Origin of the sequence: Paenibacillus sediminis (genome assembly GCF_017873765.1) — a bacterium.
GTDB lineage: Bacteria > Bacillota > Bacilli > Paenibacillales > Paenibacillaceae > Paenibacillus_AG > Paenibacillus_AG sediminis.
Genome location: NZ_JAGGKP010000001.1, coordinates 1,378,361 through 1,401,688, shown reverse-complemented (window position 1 = coordinate 1,401,688; position 23,328 = coordinate 1,378,361). Strand labels below are relative to the sequence as shown.

27 protein-coding genes and 2 pseudogenes are annotated in these 23,328 nt (G+C 41.2%); 24 read left to right on the top strand and 5 right to left on the bottom strand.

Annotated elements, in window-relative coordinates; genetic code table 11:
• Positions 1–70: 70 nt before the first annotated feature.
• The 4 genes and pseudogenes from J2Z20_RS06825 to J2Z20_RS06810 all read left to right on the top strand — a co-directional run bounded on the left by J2Z20_RS06825 (position 71) and on the right by J2Z20_RS06810 (position 2,779).
• Positions 71–1,063, top strand: coding sequence for an N-acetylglucosamine kinase (locus J2Z20_RS06825; protein ID WP_209846900.1), 993 nt, complete (start codon positions 71–73; stop codon positions 1,061–1,063).
• A 48-nt stretch (positions 1,064–1,111) separates the two neighbouring features.
• On the top strand, positions 1,112–1,849 hold the full coding sequence (locus J2Z20_RS06820; RefSeq protein ID WP_209846897.1) for a metallophosphoesterase family protein: 738 nt from the start codon (positions 1,112–1,114) through the stop codon (positions 1,847–1,849).
• A gap of 24 nt (positions 1,850–1,873) precedes the next feature.
• Positions 1,874–2,320: pseudogene (locus J2Z20_RS18230) on the top strand (GNAT family N-acetyltransferase); the annotation flags it as partial.
• A 93-nt stretch (positions 2,321–2,413) separates the two neighbouring features.
• Positions 2,414–2,779 carry a YybH family protein gene (locus J2Z20_RS06810; RefSeq protein ID WP_209847400.1) on the top strand — a complete coding sequence of 122 codons (366 nt, stop codon included), beginning with the start codon at positions 2,414–2,416 and terminating at the stop codon, positions 2,777–2,779.
• Positions 2,780–2,874: 95 nt separating this feature from the next.
• Here J2Z20_RS06810 and J2Z20_RS06805 read toward each other — a convergent pair whose 3' ends face one another.
• The gene (locus J2Z20_RS06805) at positions 2,875–3,084 is read right to left on the bottom strand and encodes a hypothetical protein (RefSeq protein ID WP_209846894.1); all 210 of its coding nucleotides are present in this window, start codon (positions 3,082–3,084) and stop codon (positions 2,875–2,877) included.
• Positions 3,085–3,246: 162 nt separating this feature from the next.
• Between J2Z20_RS06805 and J2Z20_RS06800 the strand changes: the two genes are divergently transcribed.
• From J2Z20_RS06800 to J2Z20_RS06770, 7 genes and pseudogenes are all read left to right on the top strand, one after another.
• Positions 3,247–3,753: a DUF6141 family protein gene (locus J2Z20_RS06800; protein WP_209846891.1), complete on the top strand. Its 507-nt coding sequence runs from the start codon at positions 3,247–3,249 to the stop codon at positions 3,751–3,753.
• A gap of 286 nt (positions 3,754–4,039) precedes the next feature.
• Positions 4,040–4,402: a VOC family protein gene (locus J2Z20_RS06795; RefSeq protein ID WP_209846888.1), complete on the top strand. Its 363-nt coding sequence runs from the start codon at positions 4,040–4,042 to the stop codon at positions 4,400–4,402.
• Between the two features lie 218 nt (positions 4,403–4,620).
• Positions 4,621–5,100 carry a GNAT family N-acetyltransferase gene (locus J2Z20_RS06790; protein WP_209846885.1) on the top strand — a complete coding sequence of 160 codons (480 nt, stop codon included), beginning with the start codon at positions 4,621–4,623 and terminating at the stop codon, positions 5,098–5,100.
• A gap of 60 nt (positions 5,101–5,160) precedes the next feature.
• Complete coding sequence (locus J2Z20_RS06785; RefSeq protein WP_209846884.1) at positions 5,161–6,006, top strand: ChbG/HpnK family deacetylase; 846 nt, start codon at positions 5,161–5,163, stop codon at positions 6,004–6,006.
• Positions 6,007–6,322: 316 nt separating this feature from the next.
• The gene (locus J2Z20_RS06780; RefSeq protein ID WP_209846882.1) at positions 6,323–6,562 is read left to right on the top strand and encodes a hypothetical protein; all 240 of its coding nucleotides are present in this window, start codon (positions 6,323–6,325) and stop codon (positions 6,560–6,562) included.
• 26 nt (positions 6,563–6,588) lie between these two features.
• The gene (locus J2Z20_RS06775) at positions 6,589–7,104 is read left to right on the top strand and encodes a GNAT family N-acetyltransferase (protein WP_209846880.1); all 516 of its coding nucleotides are present in this window, start codon (positions 6,589–6,591) and stop codon (positions 7,102–7,104) included.
• 359 nt (positions 7,105–7,463) lie between these two features.
• Positions 7,464–7,673 (top strand): annotated as a pseudogene (locus tag J2Z20_RS06770) (GNAT family N-acetyltransferase); the annotation flags it as partial.
• Between the two features lie 11 nt (positions 7,674–7,684).
• Here J2Z20_RS06770 and J2Z20_RS06765 read toward each other — a convergent pair.
• The gene (locus J2Z20_RS06765; RefSeq protein ID WP_209846878.1) at positions 7,685–7,885 is read right to left on the bottom strand and encodes a hypothetical protein; all 201 of its coding nucleotides are present in this window, start codon (positions 7,883–7,885) and stop codon (positions 7,685–7,687) included.
• Positions 7,886–7,986: 101 nt separating this feature from the next.
• Between J2Z20_RS06765 and rpiA the strand changes: the two genes are divergently transcribed.
• Positions 7,987–8,661, top strand: a complete 675-nt coding sequence (gene rpiA / locus J2Z20_RS06760; RefSeq protein ID WP_209846876.1) for a ribose-5-phosphate isomerase RpiA — start codon at positions 7,987–7,989, stop codon at positions 8,659–8,661.
• 27 nt (positions 8,662–8,688) lie between these two features.
• Positions 8,689–9,144 carry a VanZ family protein gene (locus J2Z20_RS06755; RefSeq protein ID WP_209846873.1) on the top strand — a complete coding sequence of 152 codons (456 nt, stop codon included), beginning with the start codon at positions 8,689–8,691 and terminating at the stop codon, positions 9,142–9,144.
• A gap of 26 nt (positions 9,145–9,170) precedes the next feature.
• On the opposite strand, the gene J2Z20_RS06750 is transcribed toward J2Z20_RS06755, so the two are convergent.
• Positions 9,171–9,470, bottom strand: coding sequence for a hypothetical protein (locus tag J2Z20_RS06750; protein ID WP_209846870.1), 300 nt, complete (start codon positions 9,468–9,470; stop codon positions 9,171–9,173).
• A gap of 142 nt (positions 9,471–9,612) precedes the next feature.
• Between J2Z20_RS06750 and J2Z20_RS06745 the strand changes: the two genes are divergently transcribed.
• The 5 genes from J2Z20_RS06745 (at position 9,613) to J2Z20_RS06725 (ending at position 12,979) form a co-directional block, all read left to right on the top strand.
• Positions 9,613–10,185: a GNAT family N-acetyltransferase gene (locus J2Z20_RS06745; RefSeq protein WP_209846867.1), complete on the top strand. Its 573-nt coding sequence runs from the start codon at positions 9,613–9,615 to the stop codon at positions 10,183–10,185.
• A gap of 117 nt (positions 10,186–10,302) precedes the next feature.
• Positions 10,303–10,755, top strand: a complete 453-nt coding sequence (locus J2Z20_RS06740; protein WP_209846864.1) for a MarR family winged helix-turn-helix transcriptional regulator — start codon at positions 10,303–10,305, stop codon at positions 10,753–10,755.
• A 61-nt stretch (positions 10,756–10,816) separates the two neighbouring features.
• Positions 10,817–11,248, top strand: a complete 432-nt coding sequence (locus tag J2Z20_RS06735) for a GNAT family N-acetyltransferase (protein ID WP_209846861.1) — start codon at positions 10,817–10,819, stop codon at positions 11,246–11,248.
• Between the two features lie 141 nt (positions 11,249–11,389).
• Positions 11,390–12,343 carry an XdhC family protein gene (locus J2Z20_RS06730; RefSeq protein ID WP_245252062.1) on the top strand — a complete coding sequence of 318 codons (954 nt, stop codon included), beginning with the start codon at positions 11,390–11,392 and terminating at the stop codon, positions 12,341–12,343.
• 15 nt (positions 12,344–12,358) lie between these two features.
• Positions 12,359–12,979: a nucleotidyltransferase family protein gene (locus tag J2Z20_RS06725; RefSeq protein WP_209846854.1), complete on the top strand. Its 621-nt coding sequence runs from the start codon at positions 12,359–12,361 to the stop codon at positions 12,977–12,979.
• Between the two features lie 35 nt (positions 12,980–13,014).
• Here the strand turns inward: J2Z20_RS06725 and J2Z20_RS17930 are convergent, their stop codons facing one another.
• Positions 13,015–13,125, bottom strand: a complete 111-nt coding sequence (locus J2Z20_RS17930; RefSeq protein WP_245251893.1) for a DUF6254 family protein — start codon at positions 13,123–13,125, stop codon at positions 13,015–13,017.
• A 253-nt stretch (positions 13,126–13,378) separates the two neighbouring features.
• Here J2Z20_RS17930 and J2Z20_RS06720 point away from each other — a divergent pair, with 253 nt between their 5' ends.
• The 5 genes from J2Z20_RS06720 to J2Z20_RS06700 all read left to right on the top strand — a co-directional run bounded on the left by J2Z20_RS06720 (position 13,379) and on the right by J2Z20_RS06700 (position 20,249).
• On the top strand, positions 13,379–13,687 hold the full coding sequence (locus tag J2Z20_RS06720; protein WP_209847397.1) for an MmcQ/YjbR family DNA-binding protein: 309 nt from the start codon (positions 13,379–13,381) through the stop codon (positions 13,685–13,687).
• A gap of 151 nt (positions 13,688–13,838) precedes the next feature.
• Complete coding sequence (locus tag J2Z20_RS06715; protein WP_209846851.1) at positions 13,839–17,000, top strand: MMPL family transporter; 3,162 nt, start codon at positions 13,839–13,841, stop codon at positions 16,998–17,000.
• Positions 17,001–17,111: 111 nt separating this feature from the next.
• Positions 17,112–17,735, top strand: coding sequence for a GDSL-type esterase/lipase family protein (locus J2Z20_RS06710; RefSeq protein ID WP_342454281.1), 624 nt, complete (start codon positions 17,112–17,114; stop codon positions 17,733–17,735).
• A 165-nt stretch (positions 17,736–17,900) separates the two neighbouring features.
• A complete protein-coding gene (locus J2Z20_RS06705; protein ID WP_209846845.1) occupies positions 17,901–19,571 on the top strand; it encodes a glycoside hydrolase family 13 protein in 1,671 nt (556 codons plus the stop codon).
• 87 nt (positions 19,572–19,658) lie between these two features.
• Positions 19,659–20,249 carry an HD domain-containing protein gene (locus J2Z20_RS06700; protein WP_209846843.1) on the top strand — a complete coding sequence of 197 codons (591 nt, stop codon included), beginning with the start codon at positions 19,659–19,661 and terminating at the stop codon, positions 20,247–20,249.
• Between the two features lie 91 nt (positions 20,250–20,340).
• Here the strand turns inward: J2Z20_RS06700 and J2Z20_RS06695 are convergent, their stop codons facing one another.
• The gene (locus J2Z20_RS06695; protein ID WP_209846840.1) at positions 20,341–22,374 is read right to left on the bottom strand and encodes a beta-galactosidase; all 2,034 of its coding nucleotides are present in this window, start codon (positions 22,372–22,374) and stop codon (positions 20,341–20,343) included.
• A gap of 123 nt (positions 22,375–22,497) precedes the next feature.
• Here J2Z20_RS06695 and J2Z20_RS06690 point away from each other — a divergent pair, with 123 nt between their 5' ends.
• Entirely contained in the window at positions 22,498–23,328 is an 831-nt protein-coding gene (locus J2Z20_RS06690; RefSeq protein WP_209846837.1) for an AraC family transcriptional regulator, read from the top strand.

Sequence of the window (23,328 nt, the reverse complement as noted above, 5' to 3'; positions counted from 1 at the left end):
TTTCAAAAATGATGAGGCAGGGTCTAATGACACCTGCCTTGAATACTTCTAGAGAGATTGAGGTGACATCATGATTAAGCAGTCTCCGGTCATTATGGGAATCGACGGCGGCGGAAGCCACACTCGGGCCATGATTGTTGATGGAGCAGGTCAAGTTCTTGCTTATGCAGAAGCTGGCGGCGCAAATCCTTATCGAAATATGGATGCCAAAGCGAATTTGCAGCAAGTGGTTGATACAACGCTAGATATAGCGGGGTTAAAGCGGGAAGACCTTGCACATTTCGTTGCAGGAATAGCGGGCATTGATAAAGAAGATGATTACAAATGGGCGCGTGATTTTGTTCAATTAGAAGGGCTTGCATGTACACCCAAGGTAGTGACCGATGCGTTAATTGCACAAATAGGTGCATTTCATGGCGAACCAGGCATTATTGCAATCTCTGGAACAGGCTCCATCATATTTGGTGTAAATGAGGCAGGAGAGCAGCTTTCAAACTACGATTTTATTCATTATGCGGCGTCAGGCGCCCGTTCTCTTGCATATAAGACAGTACACCGAATTATTGCAGGGCAATATTCAGAAACAGATTTGCCGCTCGTTCAAAGTATTTTACAATATTGGGAAGTCGATGATATTCAACAACTAGCTAGATTAGGGGCTTCCGGTTTTATAGAAGACCCACATGAGCGTAACCGAAAATTTGGATCGATGGCTCCCTTAATTACAAGTGCAGCGGACAATCAAATTCCTCTAGCGGAACAAGTCTGTCATTCAGCGCTGGACGAAATAACGACTGGCATTATGATGCTAGGCGCCTGTTACGAGAGAACAAATATTGAGATTGCTCTTATTGGAAGTGTCTTACGGAGTCCGTATATGCTTCAAATGATGGAGAAAAATCTTAGCAGCACTCATTTTACGGAAGGGAAGAAATATTTTCTTACACATCCCCTCTGCTCGCCAGTAGCTGGTGCCGTATTGCTAGGTTATAAGGAATTAGGATTGGAAGTCGGAGACACGGTTCTTCAAAAATTGTTAAGCCATCCTCATGCAAAATTTTAATGATATACAGACGAAAACTTATTACTTGAACATACAGGAGGAATTACGATGGACCGTATCGCAATTATTTCGGATATTCATGGAAATATTCCGGCTTTACAATCAGTGCTTGCCGATATCGAGTCGCGTGACATTAAATCAATTTATTGCCTAGGGGACCTCGTCGGGAAAGGACCGCATTCTGAACAAGCAGTCGATATTACGCGGGAGAGATGTGAAGTTATCGTACGGGGGAATTGGGATGAAGGGATTGGAGAGCCAACCGATTATACAACGATTCAGTGGCACCAACAGCGTCTAGGGAAAGAACGATTGGATTATTTAAAAATGTTGCCATTCTCTCACGACTTCTACATGAGCGGTCGGTTCATTCGATTGGTGCACGCCTCACCGCAAAGTGTACACTACCGAGTCCAGCCTTGGGATCCGATTGAAAAGCGGCTAGCCATGTTTGAAAATACGGAAGCTGTTGGAAGTAAGAGCGGCAAACAGCCTGACGTCGTCGGATACGGAGATATTCACAATGCTTACTTGCAGCATATTCATGGTAAAGTACTCTTTAATGTAGGCAGTGTAGGGAATCCATTAGATGTTACACAAGCCTCCTATGTCATTTTAGAAGGAGTACTGGATAGTGCGTCTATTCGTCCTTTTTCGATTCAGTTCATGAGAGTTGCATATGATATTGAATTTGCCATCCGACAAGCAATGGACGAAGGTATGCCTGACCTAGAGCCATATATTAAAGAGCTTAGAACAGGAAGATATCGAGGATTGCCTGATTGAAATCACAATAAACAGGAGGAACAAATGTCTAATTCGTTAATCGTTAGAAAAATGAGTCCAGATGAAGCGCACTTGATTCGTCAGATTGATCGTTCTGAAACGATTGAGCAAGTGTATACCTATGAAAATGGAGTACTCAAAGGGACAATAGCGGGTCATGAGTGTGGTAACTGGGATGAGCCGCATCTGACCGAGCTAATGAATCGATTTGTGCATGAATTGAATCAAGGAGGGACTGCCTACGGTGTGTTTGACGGCGAGCGACTTGCTGGGTTCGGAGTACTCGCGCACCAATTTCGAGGTAACAATCAAGATCAACTTCAAGTAGATCTCATGTATGTGTCGAGGGAGTATCGCAGACGCGGAATCGGCTCGCAAATTATGGGGGAATTGAAGCGTGAAGCAATAAGCAGGGGAGCAAAGTATTTATATGTATCATCAACTGAAACCCAGTCTGCCGTTCATTTCTATAAGAGTCAAGGCAGTGAACTCACGAAGGAAGTTGATCCAGAGCTCTTTGCTTTAGAGCCGGAAGACATCCATATGATCGTACCGCTTTACGAAATGGATTATAAAAAAGCGTTAGAAGAATATATTGCAGCAACCAACTCACATCAATTCAGCAATGTTCAAAAGATTGTCGATGAAAATGCTGTATATTGGTTTTCGAATAAAACGTGTACAACAATCAATGAGATTCGAGAGTACTTCGAGAACGCGTGGAATACCGTACAAAATGAAGTCTATACTGCAACAAACGTGGAATGGATTGCTGTAGATAATAATTGTGCCACTTGCATCTACACCTACAACTGGGAAGGTTATCATGAGGGTAAATTTGTGTCAGGCAGTGGACGTGCAACGAATGTCTTTGTAAAGAAAAGCGATGGAAATTGGAAAATAGTACACGAACATCTTAGCCCAAAATAAAAAACACCGAATCGTCTAAGTCTGACACCCGACGCTTTCGCATCGTAGTCGCTTATACGTCGGGTTCAGATCGCCTGTGATAGTATTCTGTTATTCTAATTATTGCCTCTCAGTTTGTCCTTAGCTGCTAATGAGAGGCCAATATAATAAATGCCATACGTAAATGGTGCAACCAATAGAAGGCCCCAAGAAAGCATGAGATAAAAATTAGTGATATGCAAGCCATCTCGAATCCCAAAGAAAACGCTTCCAACGAATCCTAAAATCAATTCAATCCATGCTCCTAAATATAACACTTTTCCCATAGTCTTCATCTCCTTCTGATCTAATTATAATCCAATGTTCACCAAATGTTCAAGATTTATTCTTACTTTTGTCAAAAATAGTGCGTTTATATATCAAATCGGAGTTGAAAATGTGTGGAAAAGAATTTTGATAAGGATAAATGAGTCAGGAGCTGATGACCAATGAACGAATTGCAATTACCTAATACATATGAAGAAGATAGATATTTGCCCATTTGGATTTTGGTACTAATTGCGCCGATTACCATTCTAATGTGGGCAGCAGTATACATTCAGCTCATTGAAGGGAAACCATTTGGTGCAAAACCGGCAAGTGATACTGTGCTAATCATTCTGTGGATTATATTTGGAATTTTGCTGCCTTCTTTATTTTATTTTATTAAATATAGAATCCGATTAAATAATGAACAGTTAGTCTTAGAGTTGATCCCCTTCTACAAGAATAAAATTAGAATAGCAGATATTCAAACCATTAATTTGATAACAGTAAGGCCTCTCATCGATTTTGGAGGCTGGGGACTGAGATTTAATGGGAAAAAGACTGGACTCATTATTGAAGGGAAAGTTGGCATCGAAGTCAAATTAAAAAGTAATGAAATAATTGTAATTGCAAGTAAAAGAAGTGAACAATTATATAAGCAACTGAGCTTAATAGAAAAGAAAATGTAGTGGGGGCAAGAACGATTCTGATCTTAAATTATGGAACGAAGCCGGAAGAAACGGCTGAAGCTATCGTTCATTCATTCCGCTTGCTGCGGCATTTAATAAATTGATAACCAGCTCATAATCAGGGATTGTATGCGTTTTAAAATGTGCTCTGCCCCTCATTATACAGTCAATATTGGATTTCTATGCATGAGCAGTCCTCCACGAATGATTTTCCACACTTTAAACTTATTTTACATGTAAAATTTAAGAAACTCTATTAAATCTTGAATATTAAAGGAGAATAACGATGATTAAAGGATTTCATCACGCTCAAATCACCATTCCGAAAGGAAAAGAAGATGAAGCAAGAGAGTTTTATTGTACTGTGTTAGGCCTAGAGGAAGTTCCAAAACCAGAGTCACTAAGAGGCAGAGGCGGCTTTTGGGTTCAGGTAGGTCATCAGCAGTTGCATGTAGGTACTGAAGATGGGGTTGACCGATTACAGACAAAAGCCCATCTGGCTTATGAAGTAGAAAATATTAAGGAAATTGCAGAGCTATTAGAGAGACATGGAGTCACTATTTTAGAATCCGTCCCAATCGAAGGTTATGAGAGATTCGAATTTAGAGACCCATTTGGAAATAGAGTAGAGTGTATTAAAGCAATTTAGGTGGAATCTCTTGAACAAAATATAAATATGAACACGTGTTCTCGTTAATTAATGGTATAAAATAGTATAAATAAGCAGGTACAATTTTTTGGGCGGGCATGGTTTCCCTTCGAAAGTAGGTGAAGCCATGGAAGTAATAGATGCAACTGAATATTTGCAATTTAACAAGAGGATCAATCATCACGCGAAAAGAAATGATAAGATAAGGGTGTGAAATGATGGATTTACAAATTATAAAAGCTGGCGTCAATCAGAAAGAGATTATTAAGAACATGATGCAATTTTATTTCTATGATTTTTCACAGTTTGTTGAAGCGCATGTTGGAGAAACAGGCCTTTTTGGGGAGTACCCTTATCTGGATTATTATTGGACCGAAGAAAATGTCCGTTTTCCATATCTGGTCAAGCTGAATGACAAGAATGCAGGGTTCGTATTCGTTCGATTCATTCAATCGGAACATAAGAATTACTTTTCCATCGCAGAGTTTTTTATTATGAAGAAATATCGGATGACAGGGCTAGGAAGACAAGTTGCTGAAAGCATATTTGATTTACATAGAGGACAATGGGAAGTGTTCCAGCTTGAACAGAATACGCCGGCACAAGCTTTTTGGAATAAAGTCATCGATCGTTATACGAAGGGGCAATTTACGGAACGGTTTGAAGAAGGAAGAAGAATACAAGAGTTTGTAAACTGAAAACTAGGATGAAGCGGAGCCAGTATGGTTCTGCTTTATTTTATAGGAGGAAGTATAGAGATGTTAAGGGCACTTGGTTTTTCAAATTACGATCGTTTACTCATCATCAATGCAGATGACTTCGGAATTACCAGACAGGCGAATAGAGCTATTATTGATTTATTAGAAAAGAAATATATCACTTCGGCTTCACTTATCGCTGCAGCTGAATTCACTGAAGAGGCAATTTCTTTATGTAATCAGAGTGAACATGCAAACGTTGGAGTTCATCTTACTCTCACGGATGGATATAAGCCAGTTAGTTCTGAAGATGAAGTTAAAACACTTCTGGATGAAAATGGCCGATTCTTTGGCGATCCTTATTTCGTTGAAACGAAGGCTGATCGTGACCATGTTAAAAAAGAACTGAGTAAGCAGATTGAGAAATTAATTTCTTTAGGAATTGATCCGACACATCTAGATAGTCATCAGGGTAGTTTGCTTGGTCTTCATACTGGACATGATTTCATGGATATCGTGTTTGATTTATGTGAAATGTTCGGATTGCCCTTTCTTTTCCCAAAAAACATTGTAAACCAACCCTTTTTCTCAAAAAAACAGAAAGAAAGCTTTGTTCACATCATAGGTCGTGCTGAGGACAGAAAATTACCGCTTATCGATGATATGATATCCTCACCCTATGAACTTAAGGAAGGCGAGTCATATTTGAAATATAAGTCGAAAATGATTCGTGCAATAGAAGGATTGACACCAGGCATAACTCAGCTTGTGGTTCATCCAGAAGTTATAGATGGCGGAAAGTCAACAACAGCTTTTCCAATAAAAAGAGAAATGGAATATATGTTGCTGCAAGATCCTGATGTTCTTGAGACGATTAGACAAGAAGGTATTATTACTATTTCGTGAGGGCAATTAAGAGATTTGTATAGAAGGAACATAATGTAATTTATTATAAGTTAAAAAATGGAATTTATATTATAATAGGTAAAAGTGTGAGAACAATTTTAGGGGGATGTTGCATGAATAAGCTATCCAAAGATAAATATTTGAAAGCAAGGGATTTTCTCATTCGCAACGCAATCCAGATGAAGGGTTTGGTAAAGCGTTAGAGCCGCTGGGAAATCATTCCGAAGGAAGCGGATCATTACCCAAGAGCAATATGGTGGAATTATTCTGGCATATTGCCGTTATGGGGCAACCCTAAGATTTAAATGAACTCAAAATGTCTATTACCAACGCTGCGGTATCCTATTTAAAAGAACATTGTGAACTTACTGAAATGCACGAGATGCTTTGTTACATTCGATTGTTTGAGCGGCTTCCGAATCATTTGCGTCTTGAGATCACTGAGAAATTAAACATATTCATTGAAAATTGTGTTGTAAAAAATCCTGAAGACCGTAATGGATATTGTGCAGTCCCTCTGCAAATCATGGATTATGAAGAGCATTTAATCGAATAGAAATAGAATAGGGAAAGGACAAGTAAATGGTACAATACCCTGTCATTCATACAGAGAGATTGTTGATTAGAGAACTAGCTTTAGATGATGCAGCTGTTGTTCATAAACACTTCTCTGATCCAGAAGTAACGCGTTTTATGGATATCGAACCATGCAGAAGCGACAAGGAAGCAGAAGAAATTATCAAATTTCACATCAATGATACAGGGTGCAGATATGGATTGTTTAGTAAGAAGGACGGAAATTTAGTTGGAACATGCGGGTTCCATTGTTGGGTCAACGATGAGCCTGCTAGAGCCGAAATTGGTTTTGATTTATCTAAGGCCTATTGGGGTCAGGGATTAATGCAGGAAGCTCTATCTGAAGTTATAAAGGTTGGGTTTGACATTATGAAGCTTGATTTTATCGAAGCAACCGTTGATACCAATAATGTGCGCTCTCAAAAGCTGCTAGAAAAAATGAATTTTATTAGACAAGAAGAGCTGAGAGATAACCTGTATTATTATATTTTACAATTCCCTTCTAGAAAGAGTTACTTATGAACATGAAGCATACTCATCTAATCAAATTGCGGGGCGGCACATCTAGGTCTTATTTCTTGAATACATATGATCATTTAAAAGTATTACCTAAACTAAAATATGTGTCCCGGGCATCGAAGAAGCGGTAAGAGTAGCAATTGATGCGCTGCGCGAAGAGGAGTTTGATATTCCCGGTATCATTGGTAACCCAGTACCAGCGAATGCATTTGCACAAGTATGGAAAGAGCACTGTCAAGGGGATGTGCAGATTGCGATGAATCAGCGGATTTATCAGTTAAATAAGGTGCATAACATCTCCCTAAGCAAAGGCAAATTGCGGACTGCAACGATGGATGAAGTGGATATGATCAGCAAGTGGATATACTCCGCCTGAATACCGTAAACAAGGGTATGCTTCATCTTGTGTAGCTGGGCTTAGTCAGCTTTTATTAGATGAAGGCTATCAATTTTGCGCTCTATATACCGATCTTACCAATTCTACATCTAATAAAATCTACATGAACATCGGATATGAGCCTATCGCAGATTCCATCATGTATCAGTTTGACAAACCAAAAGTGGACATTTAAGTCCACTTTTTTTACGCGTGATATTTGCCCGTCGGTTCGTTCAGTACCCATTCGAGCATGATGATCATATCTTCTAAACGAGCAATTTGCATTTGGAGTGATGCCGCCGCTGCGCTCTGTTCTTGGGGAGTGGTTGCAATACGATTTTCCAGCATCTTTTTTTGCATTGTAAGCTCGTTAATTTTTGATTTCACTTGATTTTCGGTCCTCATAATATTTCCTCCTGACCTTTATTATTATATTTGATAAAATCAATATTTGGAACAGAAAGTCATTTTGGATTACAATGGAGTCATAGAAGGAGTGGATTTAAATGAATTTGAAACAAATTGCAGCAGAAAAAGCTGTTGAATGGATAAAAGATGGGATGACCATCGGACTTGGGACAGGCTCTACTGCTTTTTTTGCAATTCAAAAAATTGGTGAGCTCGTTAAAGCAGGTCTGCAGGTGAAGGCTGTTCCTACTTCTGGAAGTACAGAACAATTAGCACGTGAGTTTGGAATTCCGCTTACAACCTTTGCAGAAGCAGGTAAACTCGATATTACCATCGATGGCGCAGATGAAGTGGATTCACAATTTAACCTTATAAAAGGCGGCGGCGGCGCACTTCTCCGTGAGAAAATTGTAGCAGCTCACAGTAAAACGTTTATTGTCGTCGTAGACGAAAGCAAGCTTGTCCCAACTTTAGGTACTTTTCCGCTTCCTGTTGAAGTTATTCCGTTTGCTTATGAATGGACGATGGAAGAGATCAACGAGCGGCTTCAGGCTGATTTCAAACCAAGAATGAAAGATGGGCAAAAATTTGTGACAGATAACGGAAATTACATATTGGATTACTCGTTTGGGACTATTCCTTCGCCAACTGATGTACAGGAGAAGTTAAATTGCTTGACTGGGGTAGTTGAGCACGGACTATTTATTGATATGGCTGATATTGTTATCGTTGGACGTGCAGATGGTACGGTCGACGTTCTGGAAAGATCCTAATAAAAAGCAGTAGGAGGCGGAAGAATAATGCGGCGAGGTGCTAGTCATTTTGTAACTTGGCTTATATTTCTAAGCTATACTTCTGTCCTCCTCTATTTGATGTTTTTCGGCTTTCATCGAACGGCTCTATCGACTGACCACATGAGGTATAACCTTGTCCCATTTAAGACGATTGCAAACTATATTTTTCATTATGAAGCTTTCGGTTTTAAGACTTGGGTTATTAATTTGTTTGGTAATGTAGTGGTTTTTACACCGTTTGGGTTCCTGGTGCCATCTTTGTTCATTAGGGCGCGCAAGGGGCTTCTTTTTTATTCATCCTTTGTGTTCGTTCTCATTTTGGCAGAAATTTTGCAAAGCGTATTAAGGCTTGGAAGCTTTGACGTCGATGATTTGATTTTAAACACATTGGGAGCTGCCATAGGTTTTAGGATCTATAATAAAAAGAAACAAGCCTATGCCAGTGGCATCGACTTGCCTTGATCCTTTGATAGTGAATTTTTTTGCAATTATCTTTTGGATCTTGATTTGGATCTGCTGGATACTCCAACAGGACCTCCGAAAGGACCACCATAAGGACCGCCATAAGGACCACCATATGGACCGCCTGCATGACCAACAGGTCCAACACCGACATCCTTCGACGTATAAGTGTACACGTGATGAGGTACTGGAACACAATGATGTTTGTTTACAATTTCGATGGGATGAACAATCTGTTGAATTTGCGGGTGGAAGAAGTCTTGAACAATTACTGTAGGCCGCAGCACAACAGGGTCAAGCGGTGGACAACAAGGATCATATGTCATAACCATCAACAACTCCTCTCTTGTGTTTATACAGCTTATGGCTATCGGCGAGTGTATGTTTGTATAATTGTCCGTTAAGCTGTTGCCCTTTTACATGATGGCTTGGACCTAAAGATGAATAAGGAAGGATCGGTATGGAGCGATGAGCAGCAATAGTGCCATTGAACGAATAACGACAGACCGTCTTGTATTGAAAGTACTGAACGAACAGGATCATGAGATGATTGTACGTTACTTGAATAGAAATAAACATTTTTTAAAAGAATGGGAGCCTATTCGTAAGCCTGAGTACTTTACTGCTTCTTTTCAATCCAAGCTGTTAGCTGATGAATATAACCAAATCATAAACGGTCAGTTATTTAAAGTATGGATATTTTTAAAAGATGACGAAGAAGAAGTGATTGGCTCTGTCTCACTTAACAATATTGTCAGAGGCGCTTTTCAATCCTGCCATGTAGGCTACCGCTTAGACCATCAGCACCTTAACAAAGGTTATATGACGGAAGCACTTAAAGCAGTAATTGAGCATGCATTCGTGCAAATGAACCTGCACAGGCTGGAAGCGAACATCATGCCAAGGAATTTGGCCTCTTTACAAGTAGTTCAAAAGCTAGGGTTTCAGCATGAGGGATTGGCGAAGCAGTATTTGAACATTAACGGTGTATGGGAGGATCATATTCATATGGTACTTCTAAACGAATCATATCGTGACTAGCATTTTCTCATAAATATATTCTAGCCATTGTTTAATATCTTAAAATGTAATATTCTTAATTTAAAAGTAATTGATTAAAAACAGCCTCAATACTTAAATGAAATGGAGGGGTGCATGATGTCACAACTTATCGATGATAAACAATTGTCATTACATTTGATGATTGTTCTTTCACGTGCATACAACTCAGTTACAGATGTTACAAATCGCAACATTCATAGTTATAATTTAAATCCAACCGAATTTGGCGTTCTTGATCTTCTTTACCATAAAGGCGACCAACCTCTGCAAAAAATCGGTGAGAAAGTGTTAATCTCAAGCGGAAATATTACTTATGTTGTGGATAAGCTGCAGAAAAAGAATTTGGTGCAGCGCAGAGCTTGTGAGGAAGACCGCAGGGTCATCTATGCGGAACTTACAGAACAAGGGAGAAAGTTTTTCGAGGAGATTTTCCCGCAGCATGAACTCGCTATACAACGGGCAGTCAGCGCGCTTAATGAGGAAGAGAAGAAAACGGCTATTGAACTGCTTAAGAAGTTAGGATTAGGTGCTGCAAATTTGAAATCATAACAAAACTGTTGATATTTATAAGATGCGAAAAGCAGTTTGATGAAAAGGAGGTTTAAGACCTTTGCTTGAAAATGTTAAAGCCAAAATACACGACGCTGTGATTAAGGAGCTGTTATCGTATTCGGTGTTCCCTGATCCAGATCGCGTAGACGATATTATTAAGGAATACGAGAAAAACCCTGATCTTGAGTTATATGGTTACATGGATGATGGAATATGTGTAGGCGTTGTCGGCTCAGTCATGCGCGAGAATAATGTGCTGGAAATTAAACATATTGCTGTACTTCCAGAGAACCGCTTAAAGGGGTATGGTCGTGGTATGATTGTGGAACTTATTTTACAACGTAAACCCGACCTTGTGATCGCAGAGACTGACGAAGACGCCGTAGACTTCTACCGAAATATCGGCTTTATTATTTCGAGTCTTGGCGAGAAGTACCCAGGATTTGAACGATTCCGCTGTGAGTACAATGTTAATGAAGCCGAAGAATAACAGATATATGAGTATACAACAAATCGCTTATTTAATAATAAGCGATTTTTTTATTGATCTGAACGAAGAACCTCTTTTTATCTGCATATGATATATACCATGATCTGAGATTGTCTCAAAGGAGTGTGGAGACGATTGGAAATGATTGAAATTTGTTCGGTGATTGCAAACTCCCAAAGACGTGCTATTTTAGCTACGGTGGTGCATGTTGAAGGGCATAGCTATCGTAAAAAAGGCGTTTCCATGCTTCTGATGGACGATGGTACGATACATGGGAGTATTAGTCCTGGTTGTATTGAAAACGATCTGGCCGCTAGAGTACAGAGTCTTCTGAATAACGGCTTACCCGAACTGGTCGTATACGACATGCGTCCGGTGGATGATTTGTCATGGGGTGAAAATATCGGTTGCGGCGGTTTACTGCATATATTACTTGAGCCGGTTGCTGGGGCTTTTCGTGAACTGCTGCTTCAAATGTATCGATTACTAGAAGCGGGGAGAAGGGTTGTGCTTAGTCGCAGCTATCCCTCATCAGGAATGGCTATTCAATATCATATGTCTGCTCCAGATGACTCTATCGTTTTTATCGAAGAGAAGCGGCAATGGGAAGAAAACCTGATTACCGTCTCCATCGTTTATGAGCCTAAACCTCGGTTAATTATGATCGGAGCTGGAAATGATGCCATTCCTGTAGCTAGGCTGGCAACTTCGGTTGGCTTCGATGTTACTGTCGCAGATTGGAGAGAAGAACTGTGCAATCAAGAACGGTTCCCTACTGCCAATCTTGTTGTTGGTTTCCCTAGAGAAGTCATTCCACTTCTACAGTTAAAAAAGTCTGATTACATACTCATCATGAGTCACCAGTTTCAGAGGGAACGTGAATTCATACAATTGCTTCCTGAGAAGTTGTACAGCTACATCGGTATTATGGGGTCGCAAGACAGGACAAAGCGATTGCTGGATGGTTTACATCTGCATTATGTGGTTCATTCTCCTGTTGGTCTGCAAATTGGCGCAGACGGACCAACAGAAATTGCGATCAGTATTGTAGCAGAGCTAATTGAAGTGAAGCGAAATGGAGGACTGCTCGAATAAGAAGGGATGAGCCGAGTGAAGAAGATCAACGTTGCGGGCCTTATTTTAGCAGCGGGTAAAAGCAGCCGGATGGGCAAAGATAAACTATCCATTAGACTATCAAACGGCCGTTGTATCGGAGAGTATGCAGTGCGGGAAGCCCTTCGTTCGAGTCTGGATCATATTTATGTCGTCACGAAAGGGATTGAACATCCAATATGGTTGATTTCATTACATAATGATATGGAAGATGCCAGTAAGTTGACCATTGTTCCTTGTGCGGAGGCTGAGCGGGGAATGGCGTTCTCTATTAGAGGTGGTATGAAGCGAGTTCTATCTGAGCAAGCAGATGCAGTGATGATTATACTTGCCGATCAGCCGCACATTAACGCGCAGATGATTGACCAAATCATACAATCCTATATGAGGGACTCGAAGTTGGATTTTGTTGCAGCTTCAGATAACGATGTTGCTAAACCACCGGTGCTGTTCCCAAAGCATATGTATAAATCACTAATGGTGCTGGAGGGTGACCAAGGAGCACGTAAGCTGCTTCAATCGAGCCATTTTCACGGCAGGTTGATAAACTTTCCCGCACATTATTTTGTTGATGTAGACGTCCCTGGGGATATTGATCTGATTGAAAGACGAGGGTGATTTTAATTCCCCCGTCTTTCTTGGCTGCTACTTTATCATTCCATATCCTCAGCAAGTTCTTTAAACGATTTGATCTTACCTGGGTAGTGTGGGGTTTGCTTGCGAATTTTATCTAGGTTTTCGCGGCGATTCTTCGATTGAGTCATCGGTTAACGCTCCCTTCACAATATGGAATGATGGGCTCGACAAGTTCAATTACGGCAGCTAAATTCGGACCCAAATATAGAATGAAGCATATCCTTCCTGTTTATTCAAAAATATATAATTCACTGGAAATCATACGAAAACAATCGACATTTCCAGGCAGGTAATCATTTATGCTACAATGAAAAAGGAAAATTTAAGGAGATTTTATAAAAGGAAAGAGTGATTATTGTGCAGCAATTTATAGATTATTGTATGGGGAAAATAGGAGCATCCGCAGATTATCCGTTTGGGCCAGAACCTCTCGTCATGAAAGTCGGCGGGAAAATGTTCGCGCTGATCTCGAACTCCTCGATCTCCCTTAAATGCGACCCAGTGATTGCAGAAAATTTACGACAGCAACACAGTTCCGTAAAACCCGGATATCATCTAAACAAAAAACATTGGAACTCCATCGAGATCGACGGCTCCTTAACCGTTCAAGATATCAACGACATGATCGATCATTCCTACACCTTAGTCGTTAAATCCCTGCCCAAAGCAAAAAGAGAGGCGCTTGTATAGCGGAGCGGCTCGGAAGAAGCATGAGAAGAAGTAATAGAAGAAGTAACTCAATGCACTAAAGAGCAATCATGGGGTAGTCAAAAGTTGCGTTATCCCGCAACATTACATCCTTTCGCCTAACTTTTAGGAGGGTAAATACAGGAGGTTCACTATGAAAATCATACTTAAAGCTAGATGGTGGATTGTCTCACTATGGCTGGTTGCAGCGGTTCTACTGGTCATACTAGCACCGAATCTAAGCGAACTCGTACAGAAGAACGGCACAATTACTGTACCTGATGGATACTCGTCAACTGAAGCACAGGCCATTTTACATAAGGTTGCTGAGGCAAATGGTACCGCAGGAGAAACGTCAATCGTTTTAGTATTTCACAATGCTGAAGGGTTGACTGTTGATAATAAACAAGAAATAAATCAATCCATTCAACATCTAAACAACGATAAAAATAAACTTCACATTGATTCAATTCTAGAGCCGTTTTCCCAGCCAGCATTGGAGAAGGAGCTTGTGTCCAAAGATGGCAAAACGATTCTGACAAGCATTAAGCTAAATGTCGGTGACAGCAAAGTGACCAAGATTCAAGATGATTTGAAGCAAGAGCTGTCATCTGTCAAGGTCGAACATTACATAACAGGTCAGGATAGTATTAACCAAGATACGATTTCAAGTTCACAAGAAGGACTCAAAAAATCCGAATACATTACCGTTGTATTTATACTTCTCATTCTAATACTTGTCTTTAGATCCATCATTGCACCATTTATCCCATTGTTAGCAGTAGGAATCAGCTACGTCATTTCACAAACCATTGTCGCCTTCTTAGCGGACTCATACCATTTTCCTTTATCTACGTTTACTCAAATTTTCATGGTAGCGGTGCTGTTCGGAGTAGGAACAGACTATTGCATTTTGCTCATTAGCCGGTTTAAGGAACAATTGTCACAAGATGACGACAGATGGGAAGCGATTATGAAGACGTACCGAACAGCAGGGAAGACAGTTCTGTTCTCAGGACTCGCGGTATTAGTCGGATTTGCTGTTATCGGCTTTTCTCAGTTTATTTTGTTTCGATCCGCAGTAGCTGTAGCTATCGGCATTGCAGTAATGTTGCTTGCGCTTTTTACAATTGTGCCGTTTTTCATGGCCGTACTAGGCGACAAATTGTTCTGGCCATCTAAAGATTGGGCCGAACATAAAGATAGCAAACTGTGGGGAACAGTTGGCAATTTCGCATTAAAGCGCTCTGGGGCAGCTCTTCTTATCGTCATCGCGATTGTAGCGCCTTTGCTTCTTACATATGATGGTGATTTGTCGTATAACAGTTTGGATGAAATTAGCGATAAATATGATTCCGTAAAAGCTTTTAACATCATATCAGACAGCTTTGAGCCGGGTGAATCTCTTCCGACGAAGATTGTCATTCAAAGTGATCAGGCAGTAGACGAGAGGGATTCAGTCATTGTAGCTGAAAAAATTAGCCGTGAGCTTGAAAGGGTAGATGGAGTATCGACAGTTCGCAGCTTAAGCCGGCCTACAGGCGATGAGATTGAACATTTCAAAATCGCTTCTCAGGTTGGAACTGTATCTGATGGGGTAAGCAGAAGTAATGATGGTTTATATAAAATTAAAACCGGACTTGCGGAAGCCAGCAGTTCATTAACGAAGAATGAACCTCAGATGAAAGAGGCTGCATCGAGTACAGCTCAATTAAGCAAAGGAACTGAATCACTTAAACAAGGCGTGAATGAACTTGGCAAAGGACTGTCCAAAATTGAACAAGGAATGAATGACGGCTCTACAGGCGCAGCCCAACTAGAAAATGCTCTTCAGCAAGTAAAAGCGAGCGCAGAGCAGATATCTAATGCAAATAAACAGCTTTTAACCACGTATCAAACAATTGGAAAAGGACTGGGCGGACTTGATCAGGGGTTAGGGCAAATGAAAAGCCAGTTAAATAATGTATTCCTGGCATTAACAGGGCTAAGCCGCAATTTTTCTAATTTAGAAACTAAATATCCAGAGCTTATGCAGGATGAAGATTATTTGAAGATTAAAGGCGTCGTTTCCCAAAGCAGCAGCGGCACTGACCAATTGGCTAAATCATTAGAACAGATCAATACGCAATTGAGTACAGCAGCTGTTGGTTTACAGCAAGCGAATCATGGGTACAGTCAAGCGGCGTCAGGCTTAACCGCACTGTCCAGCGGTCTAGATAAAATCATTCAAGGGATATCTAGTTTAGAAACAGGACTCTCTCAAGCGGCTGCAGGTCAGAGTCAAATCGTTGCGAAAGTTCCTAGTATTGTGAAGGGACTGGATCAGCTCGAGGGCGGACAGAAGCAACTGCAAACCGGCTTCGAGCAGCTTACAGGTCAAATCAGCCAGCTCACCACAGGTTTAGATCAAAGCGTCGATGGCATCTCGCAAATCTCAGGCGGATTGAACTCCGTTAATGATTATTTGACTCAAGTAAGAACGTCTTCGGATCAACAACTAGGCGGTTGGTTTGTGCCTGATGAAGTGCTCAAGAACGAAGATTTCAAAGCAGCTTTTGATGAATATATGTCAGCAGATCGAACGGTAATGACACTGAACGTAATTTTCTCTAACAATCCATATGGAAAAGCTGCAATTGACGAAATTCCGACTGTGAAAGAAGCGGTACATCGGGCGGTTAAAGGAACTGAATTCGGAAAAGCTAAGGTAGCTGTAAGCGGCATAACAAGTACGTTTGCAGATTTGAAGCAGATTTCTAACGAGGATTATTCAAGAACGGTTATATTCATGCTTGCAGGCATCTTTATAATTCTAATCATCCTTCTCAGATCGATTGTGATGCCCATCTATTTGGTCGCATCCTTAATATTAACCTACTATACATCTCTTGCTGTAACTGAAATTGTCTTCGTAAACGTGATGGGTTATTCAGGAATTACTTGGACGACTCCATTTTTCGGATTTGTGATGCTTATTGCGCTAGGTGTTGATTACAGCATTTTCTTAATGGATCGGTTCAATGAAAATCAGCACATGGATGTCCGAGAAGCGATTCTTCATGCGATGCGCAAAATGGGTACTGTTATTTTGTCGGCCGTTATTATTCTAGGCGGTACATTCGCTTCCTTCTACCCATCAGGTGTACTGTCCATGTTGCAAATTGCAACCGTGGTGCTCAGCGGATTAATACTATATGCGCTTCTGTTCTTGCCATTCTTTGTGCCGGTTATGGTTAAAATATTCGGGAAGAACAACTGGTGGCCTTTCCAAACGAAACAGAGTGCTCATATAGAAGGTACTAGACAGGTACTATAAGCCGTTTCTCTGCAGTCCCCCCTTTCATATACTACTAACGAACATCTATTCATAGAAGGCAGAAAGCACGCTTTTATCGTTTCCTGCCCGATTAGGAGGGTGAATCCGTTGGTGTATTATTATAATGCCATAGGGGATTCGTTAACTGCTGGATATGGAGCGTTGCCGGGAAATGGATTCGTCCCTATCTACCGCAGGCTTGCAGAACGACATTTAAACAGGCCTATTGTTTCCACTAATTTTGGGATAAACGGAGCAACTTCTGCAGATCTATTGGATTTGGTTACTCATAGTCCGGTCGTAAGAGAATCGATTCGTGAAGCACATATCATTACGATCTCTATTGGAGGAAATGACTTAATTAGATTAGCGAAGCAATCGCTTCATCAGCAAACGGAGTTTATGGCCGCTTTGTCCATGTGCAGACAAAATGTAGTACGCATTGTAAGGACGATTCAAGAACTGCAATACAGGAGTGCATCGTCTTACATTATCCGATTCGTAGATTTATATAATCCGTTTCCGCAGATCGCAGAGGCAGCATTTTGGGTACAGCAGTATAATCAATTTCTTATAGGCTTATCAGGGAATAATATTGCAGTGGCTCGAATATATTCAGCATTTTATGGGCGTGAAGAAGCATTGTTATTCATGGATCATGTGCATCCTAATGGACATGGATATCGGGTTATTGCGGAGAATCTTCATCATTTAGGGTATAATCCGCTAGTATAAAAGGAATTCACTTGATGTGAATTCCTTTTTATGATCTCACCATATATTTTTTCCTATTTTTTATAAATCACTGCTTGAATTAAGTGCTTTAGGTAGAGTAGCATAGTAAGGTGCTAGTATTACAATCTTTGTAAGTCGAGAGAGCGTGAAGGGAGCTTGCCTGTTATGAATCGAACATTTTGGAAAGAAGCGGTCGTATATCAAATATATCCGCGCAGTTTTATGGACAGCAACGGTGATGGCATAGGCGATTTGAAAGGAATTATTTCAAAACTCGATTATTTAAAAGAACTTGGAATTGATGTCGTATGGCTGTCTCCTGTATATAAATCGCCAAATGATGATAACGGTTACGATATTAGTGATTACTATGACATTATGGACGAATTTGGCACGATGGCAGATTGGGAAGAGCTGCTTGCCGGCTTACATAAACGCGGCATCAAGCTAATGATGGATTTGGTAGTAAACCATTCTTCAGATGAGCATGCTTGGTTCGTAGAATCACGTAAATCGAAAGATAATGAGTATCGTGATTATTACATATGGCGCCCAGGGCGGCCTGATGGTTCAGCGCCAAACAACTGGGAATCGATATTCAGCGGTTCAGCTTGGCAGTATGATGAGACAACAGGTGAATACTACCTTCATCTTTTCTCGAAGAAACAGCCCGATTTGAACTGGGAAAATCCTAAAGTTCGTCATTCTGTCTACGATATGATGAAGTTCTGGTTAGATAAAGGCGTAGACGGTTTTCGAATGGACGTTATTAACTTAATCTCCAAAGTGGAAGGGCTTCCGAGCAATGGAGATGCACCGCTTGCGGACGGCAGCATGTATTTTATGAACGGTCCGCGGGTACACGAGTTTTTACGTGAGATGAATGAAGAAGTGCTTTCAAAATATGACATTATGACAGTCGGCGAAGCTCCAGGGGTAACCGCCGAACAAGCGATTATGTACACGGGTGAAAACCGCAAAGAACTACAAATGGTATTTCAATTCGAGCACATGGATGTCGATTCAGGACCTGGCGGTAAATGGGATGTGAAGCCGTGGACACTGCCTAAACTTCGCAGTATCCTGCATAAATGGCAAATTGGACTTGCTAAAGATGGCTGGAACAGCCTATATCTCAACAATCATGATCAACCTCGAATGGTGTCAAGATTCGGTAATGATACGGAATACCGCTTAGAGTCCGCGAAAATGTTAGCGACTTTGCTACATACCTTGAAAGGGACGCCATATATTTATCAAGGTGAAGAGCTCGGAATGACCAATGTGAAGTTTGATACGATTGATGAATACCAAGATATTGAAATTCATAACATGTATCAAGACAAAGTCGTTCGCGGCAGGGCAGATTCAGGAACGATTATGGCTGCAATCCATACGAAGGGGCGCGATAATGCCCGTACTCCAATGCAGTGGAATGATCAGCCGAATGCAGGGTTTACGACAGGAACGCCGTGGCTGAAAGTGAATCCTAATTATGTGGATATTAATGCAGAGAAGGCGATGCAGGATCCTAACTCTATTTTCCATTACTATAAGAAGCTGATCGAACTCCGCAAACAAAATCCAGTGATGGTATATGGAGATTACGAGCTGCTGCTAGAGGATAACGAATTTATTTATGCTTATACTCGTACGCTAGATGATGAGAAATGGCTTATTACACTTAACTTCTTTAAAGATCCAGCAGAACTGACACTGCCTGCACATTTGGAAGAGGCTGAGAAGTCGATTGTCATTAGCAACTATTCAGAAGAAGGAATGCATCCAAATTTACTTCGTCCATACGAAGCTCGTGTATATAAAGTGAAAGCTTAAAGATAGATGGGAGTGACCTATTTTTCCTGAATGAGGAATAATAGGTCATTTCATTATCGATAATATCGTTTAAAGGAGCGGGTAAGTTTGACGAATAGACTGGAGCAACAGATAAAGTTTATAAGGGAAGTCGATAAGCTAAAGAACGTGTTTCGACAGTCATATCTGCTAGACACTAGCCGAAAGGAGAATGACGCAGAACATACATGGCATTTGGCCATGATGGCAGTCGTTCTTCAGGAACACTGTCCAGATGATAAGCTCGATATCAATAGAACGTTGAAAATGTTGCTCGTGCATGATTTGGTCGAAATCGATGCCGGGGATACTTTTGCTTATGATGAAGCAGGGCAAGAAGGAAAGTTTGAACGAGAGAAGCTGGCAGCAGAACGGATATTTGGATTGTTACCTGCGGATCAACGCGATGAATTCATGTCCTTATGGCTCGAATTCGAAGAGAGGGAGACGACGGAAGCGGTTTATGCCGCTGCAATAGATCGCCTTCAGCCGCTGCTTCACAATTACTATACAGAAGGTAAAGCGTGGAAGGAGCATGGGGTCAGCGGCGGAAAAGTACTGGCACGGATTCAATTTCTGAGTGAACGGATTCCGGTTCTGTTCACTTTTGCCGAGGGTCTAGTTCAAGATGCGGTAGGAAAAGGATACTTGTTGCCATAATTAAGAATAGCTTAGTGAAAAAAATAAGGCCAACTTCAATCTCAGATAGAGAACTTGAAGTTGGCCTGTATGATTTTCGGGGGAAATTCTACTATTCAGAAGCAACAGCTAATATTCGAACCCCTCTGCCGGCAATTTCAATAGTTCCGCTTAGCTTCTCCTCTGCTAACAAATCATAAGCGTTCAGATCGCCTAGATCAACAGCTTCTGCTGAAATGTTATGGTTCATGACAAATATGAACTGCGTACCGTTCTTCGTTCTTTGACTGACTTCAACGCCTTTTGGTGTATGAAGAACAGGAGAAATTCCTTTATTCGTACATAAATAATCGAGCAGCCCGTCTAAGAAAGATGGTTCTGGGCTTGAAGCGACGTACCATGCCTCTCCGTTTCCGAACTTATTCCGTGTAAGAACGGGCATACCTTGATAGAAATCGTCACCGTATTCTGCGATGACATCGGCACCCTCTCTATGCAGCAGATCACAGAGAAGACCGCAGCTGTATTCTCCCTGGAGTGAACCTACCTGCTGTTTCATCACGATATGGTTCTGCTGATCTGGGAACAGAGCATCTATTTCTTCGACCCAAATGCCTAACATGGAACGCAGTTCACCTGGGTATCCGCCGAGAGTGACTAAGTCATTCTCATTCACAATACCGCTGAAGAAGGTCGTTAGGAAGGTCCCCCCAGATTTAACGAACTGCTCAAGCTTATCCGCAAAACCAGGCTTCACCATATAAAGAACAGGCGCTATCACGATATCGTATTTACTCATATCGGCATCGACGCTGATTAGATCTACTTGGATATTGCGGTGAAAAAGGGCTGCATAGTATTTGTGAACCTCGTCCACATATTTCAGGGCAATGGTTGGACCGCTTGACTTCTCAATAGCCCACCAATTATCCCAGTCGAAAACAATGGCGACTTTGGATTCTACTCTGGAATCAAGCAAGCTGTCTCCAAGCTGATTCAGTTCACGGCCAAGTTCCGCGACTTCACGAAACACGCGGGTATTCTCATGGCCTGCATGTTCGATGACAGCACCATGATATTTCTCGCAAGCTCCAACGGAGCGGCGAAGTTGGAAGAACATGACGGTATCCGCTCCCCGCGCCACTGCCTGGTAGCTCCATAGACGCATAACACCTGGGCGTTTCAGAGAGTTATAAGGCTGCCAGTTCTGCTGGCTAGGCGTTTGCTCCATCAACATGAACGGATCGCCATCTTTAAGTCCGCGCATCAAATCATGAGTCATGGCGGTATAGCTTACTGGAGTCGTGAGTTCTGGATAGCTGTCCCAGGAGACGATATCCATATATTTTGCCCATTTCTGATAATCCAGCGGTTTATAGAATCCCATTAAATTCGTTGTAATGATTGAATTTGGAATGATTTCTTTGATGGCATTGTACTCTAGTAAATAGCATTCTAGATTACTATCGCTGTTAAATCGGGAGTAATCTAATGAGATGCCTTGGAAGTTCGACTTGTTGTCACCCCAATGCTCACTAAGGTTGCTTGGCGGTACAATTTCATCCCAATCGTAGAATGTATGTCCCCAGAACGCTGTATTCCATACGCGATTTAGCTTCTGTAAAGTGCCATAACGTTGTTTCAACCAGACGCGGAATGCGGCAGCACACCCATCACAGTAACATTCCCCGCCATATTCATTAGAGACGTGCCATACGAGAATGGCTGGATGGTCCTTATAACGCTCAGCTAATTTTCGAGCCATCCGCTCTGCGTATTTGCGATAAGTCGGGCTGTTTGGACAAGAATTTTGCCGACCTCCAAATTTGCGTTTGCGTCCATCACTGTCAACCCGCAAGATGTCCGGATATTTCTTAGCCATCCAGGATGGATGTGCAGCTGTGCTTGTCGCTAAGCAAATGTAAACTCCGTTGTTGTAAAGTCTGTTTATTGTTTGATCAAGCCATTCGAAATGGTATGTAACTTCATCAGGCTGATTAAGAGCCCATGAGAAAACGTTGATTGTAGCGATATCAATGCCTGCTAATTTAAACATTCGCAAGTCTTCTTGATGAGTGGATTCATCCCATTGCTCAGGATTGTAATCTCCACCGTAGAATATTTTTGGAAGTTTACCGCTTATCATGCTTCCCACCTCTTCATATAATAATAATTCTATATTAATACGAATTAATATATAGTAATATATGATATTTGTATCGATTATATGATAATATAGAAGTAAATTTATAATTGGCGGGGGATATCAATGAACACACTTTCACGTCGGTTTTTTACAAATTCCAGAGAACAAAACTTGCCTTTATATATGGAGAGTATAGGTTTTAACGGGTCACAAGAGAGGATTGAGCGTCCGAATGGCTATCCGTGTTTTCATTGGCTTGAAACATATAGTGGAGAAGGTGTCATCAAATTTAATGGAACTGATTACATCATGCGCAAAGGTTCAGGTGTCCTTCTTCTTCCTAATGAGAGACATCAATATTATGCAGCGGCCCAAGGAAATTGGGAGACCGTCTATTTAACTTTCAGCGGGCCGCAGGTGAGTGCAATATTGTCAACACTCGGACTTCATCAATCTTGTTATTTTCAGTGGGATGAAGATGTGCCATTTCAGGGGTATGTAGAGTCTATTCTAGATACGATTGTAACGGATCAGGATTTGTCTGGACTAGATGCATCTGCGGATTTGTACCGCTTCTTGATCCTTCTCAAAAAATACGGGCGAATCAAAAATACACCCTCCATATCGCATGCTGTCAATCGTCTAAGTCCATTAATTGCTTATATGGAGCAACACTATCATGATCCTGATATTGGACTCGAACAAATGGCAGAGGTGCTCGGCATTAGTACTCGGCATTTAAACACTTTGTTTAAACAAAGCTTTGGAATGACGGCTTACGCTTATTTTATTCTGATCCGCATTCGCAAAGCGAAGGAATTGCTTATCGAACATCCGAACACAACAATAAAAGAAATTTCTCGGCTTGTTGGATTCAGGGACGCTAGTCATTTTGTAGCAACGTTTAGACGTATAGAGCGTGTAACACCAGAACAATATCGGACGCTCTATTAA

Bases quoted from the DNA above. Each gene is read 5' to 3' on its own strand.
- J2Z20_RS06825 (WP_209846900.1), top strand. From the start codon at position 71: ATGATTAAGCAGTCTCCGGTCATTATGGGAATCGACGGCGGCGGAAGC.
- J2Z20_RS06820 (WP_209846897.1), top strand. From the start codon at position 1,112: ATGGACCGTATCGCAATTATTTCGGATATTCATGGAAATATTCCGGCT.
- J2Z20_RS06810 (WP_209847400.1), top strand. From the start codon at position 2,414: ATGGATTATAAAAAAGCGTTAGAAGAATATATTGCAGCAACCAACTCA.
- J2Z20_RS06805 (WP_209846894.1), bottom strand. From the start codon at position 3,084: ATGGGAAAAGTGTTATATTTAGGAGCATGGATTGAATTGATTTTAGGA.
- J2Z20_RS06800 (WP_209846891.1), top strand. From the start codon at position 3,247: ATGAACGAATTGCAATTACCTAATACATATGAAGAAGATAGATATTTG.
- J2Z20_RS06795 (WP_209846888.1), top strand. From the start codon at position 4,040: ATGATTAAAGGATTTCATCACGCTCAAATCACCATTCCGAAAGGAAAA.
- J2Z20_RS06790 (WP_209846885.1), top strand. From the start codon at position 4,621: ATGGATTTACAAATTATAAAAGCTGGCGTCAATCAGAAAGAGATTATT.
- J2Z20_RS06785 (WP_209846884.1), top strand. From the start codon at position 5,161: ATGTTAAGGGCACTTGGTTTTTCAAATTACGATCGTTTACTCATCATC.
- J2Z20_RS06780 (WP_209846882.1), top strand. From the start codon at position 6,323: ATGTCTATTACCAACGCTGCGGTATCCTATTTAAAAGAACATTGTGAA.
- J2Z20_RS06775 (WP_209846880.1), top strand. From the start codon at position 6,589: ATGGTACAATACCCTGTCATTCATACAGAGAGATTGTTGATTAGAGAA.
- J2Z20_RS06765 (WP_209846878.1), bottom strand. From the start codon at position 7,885: ATGAGGACCGAAAATCAAGTGAAATCAAAAATTAACGAGCTTACAATG.
- rpiA (WP_209846876.1), top strand. From the start codon at position 7,987: ATGAATTTGAAACAAATTGCAGCAGAAAAAGCTGTTGAATGGATAAAA.
- J2Z20_RS06755 (WP_209846873.1), top strand. From the start codon at position 8,689: ATGCGGCGAGGTGCTAGTCATTTTGTAACTTGGCTTATATTTCTAAGC.
- J2Z20_RS06750 (WP_209846870.1), bottom strand. From the start codon at position 9,470: ATGACATATGATCCTTGTTGTCCACCGCTTGACCCTGTTGTGCTGCGG.
- J2Z20_RS06745 (WP_209846867.1), top strand. From the start codon at position 9,613: ATGAGCAGCAATAGTGCCATTGAACGAATAACGACAGACCGTCTTGTA.
- J2Z20_RS06740 (WP_209846864.1), top strand. From the start codon at position 10,303: ATGTCACAACTTATCGATGATAAACAATTGTCATTACATTTGATGATT.
- J2Z20_RS06730 (WP_245252062.1), top strand. From the start codon at position 11,390: ATGATTGAAATTTGTTCGGTGATTGCAAACTCCCAAAGACGTGCTATT.
- J2Z20_RS17930 (WP_245251893.1), bottom strand. From the start codon at position 13,125: ATGACTCAATCGAAGAATCGCCGCGAAAACCTAGATAAAATTCGCAAG.
- J2Z20_RS06720 (WP_209847397.1), top strand. From the start codon at position 13,379: ATGGGGAAAATAGGAGCATCCGCAGATTATCCGTTTGGGCCAGAACCT.
- J2Z20_RS06715 (WP_209846851.1), top strand. From the start codon at position 13,839: ATGAAAATCATACTTAAAGCTAGATGGTGGATTGTCTCACTATGGCTG.
- J2Z20_RS06705 (WP_209846845.1), top strand. From the start codon at position 17,901: ATGAATCGAACATTTTGGAAAGAAGCGGTCGTATATCAAATATATCCG.
- J2Z20_RS06695 (WP_209846840.1), bottom strand. From the start codon at position 22,374: ATGATAAGCGGTAAACTTCCAAAAATATTCTACGGTGGAGATTACAAT.
- J2Z20_RS06690 (WP_209846837.1), top strand. From the start codon at position 22,498: ATGAACACACTTTCACGTCGGTTTTTTACAAATTCCAGAGAACAAAAC.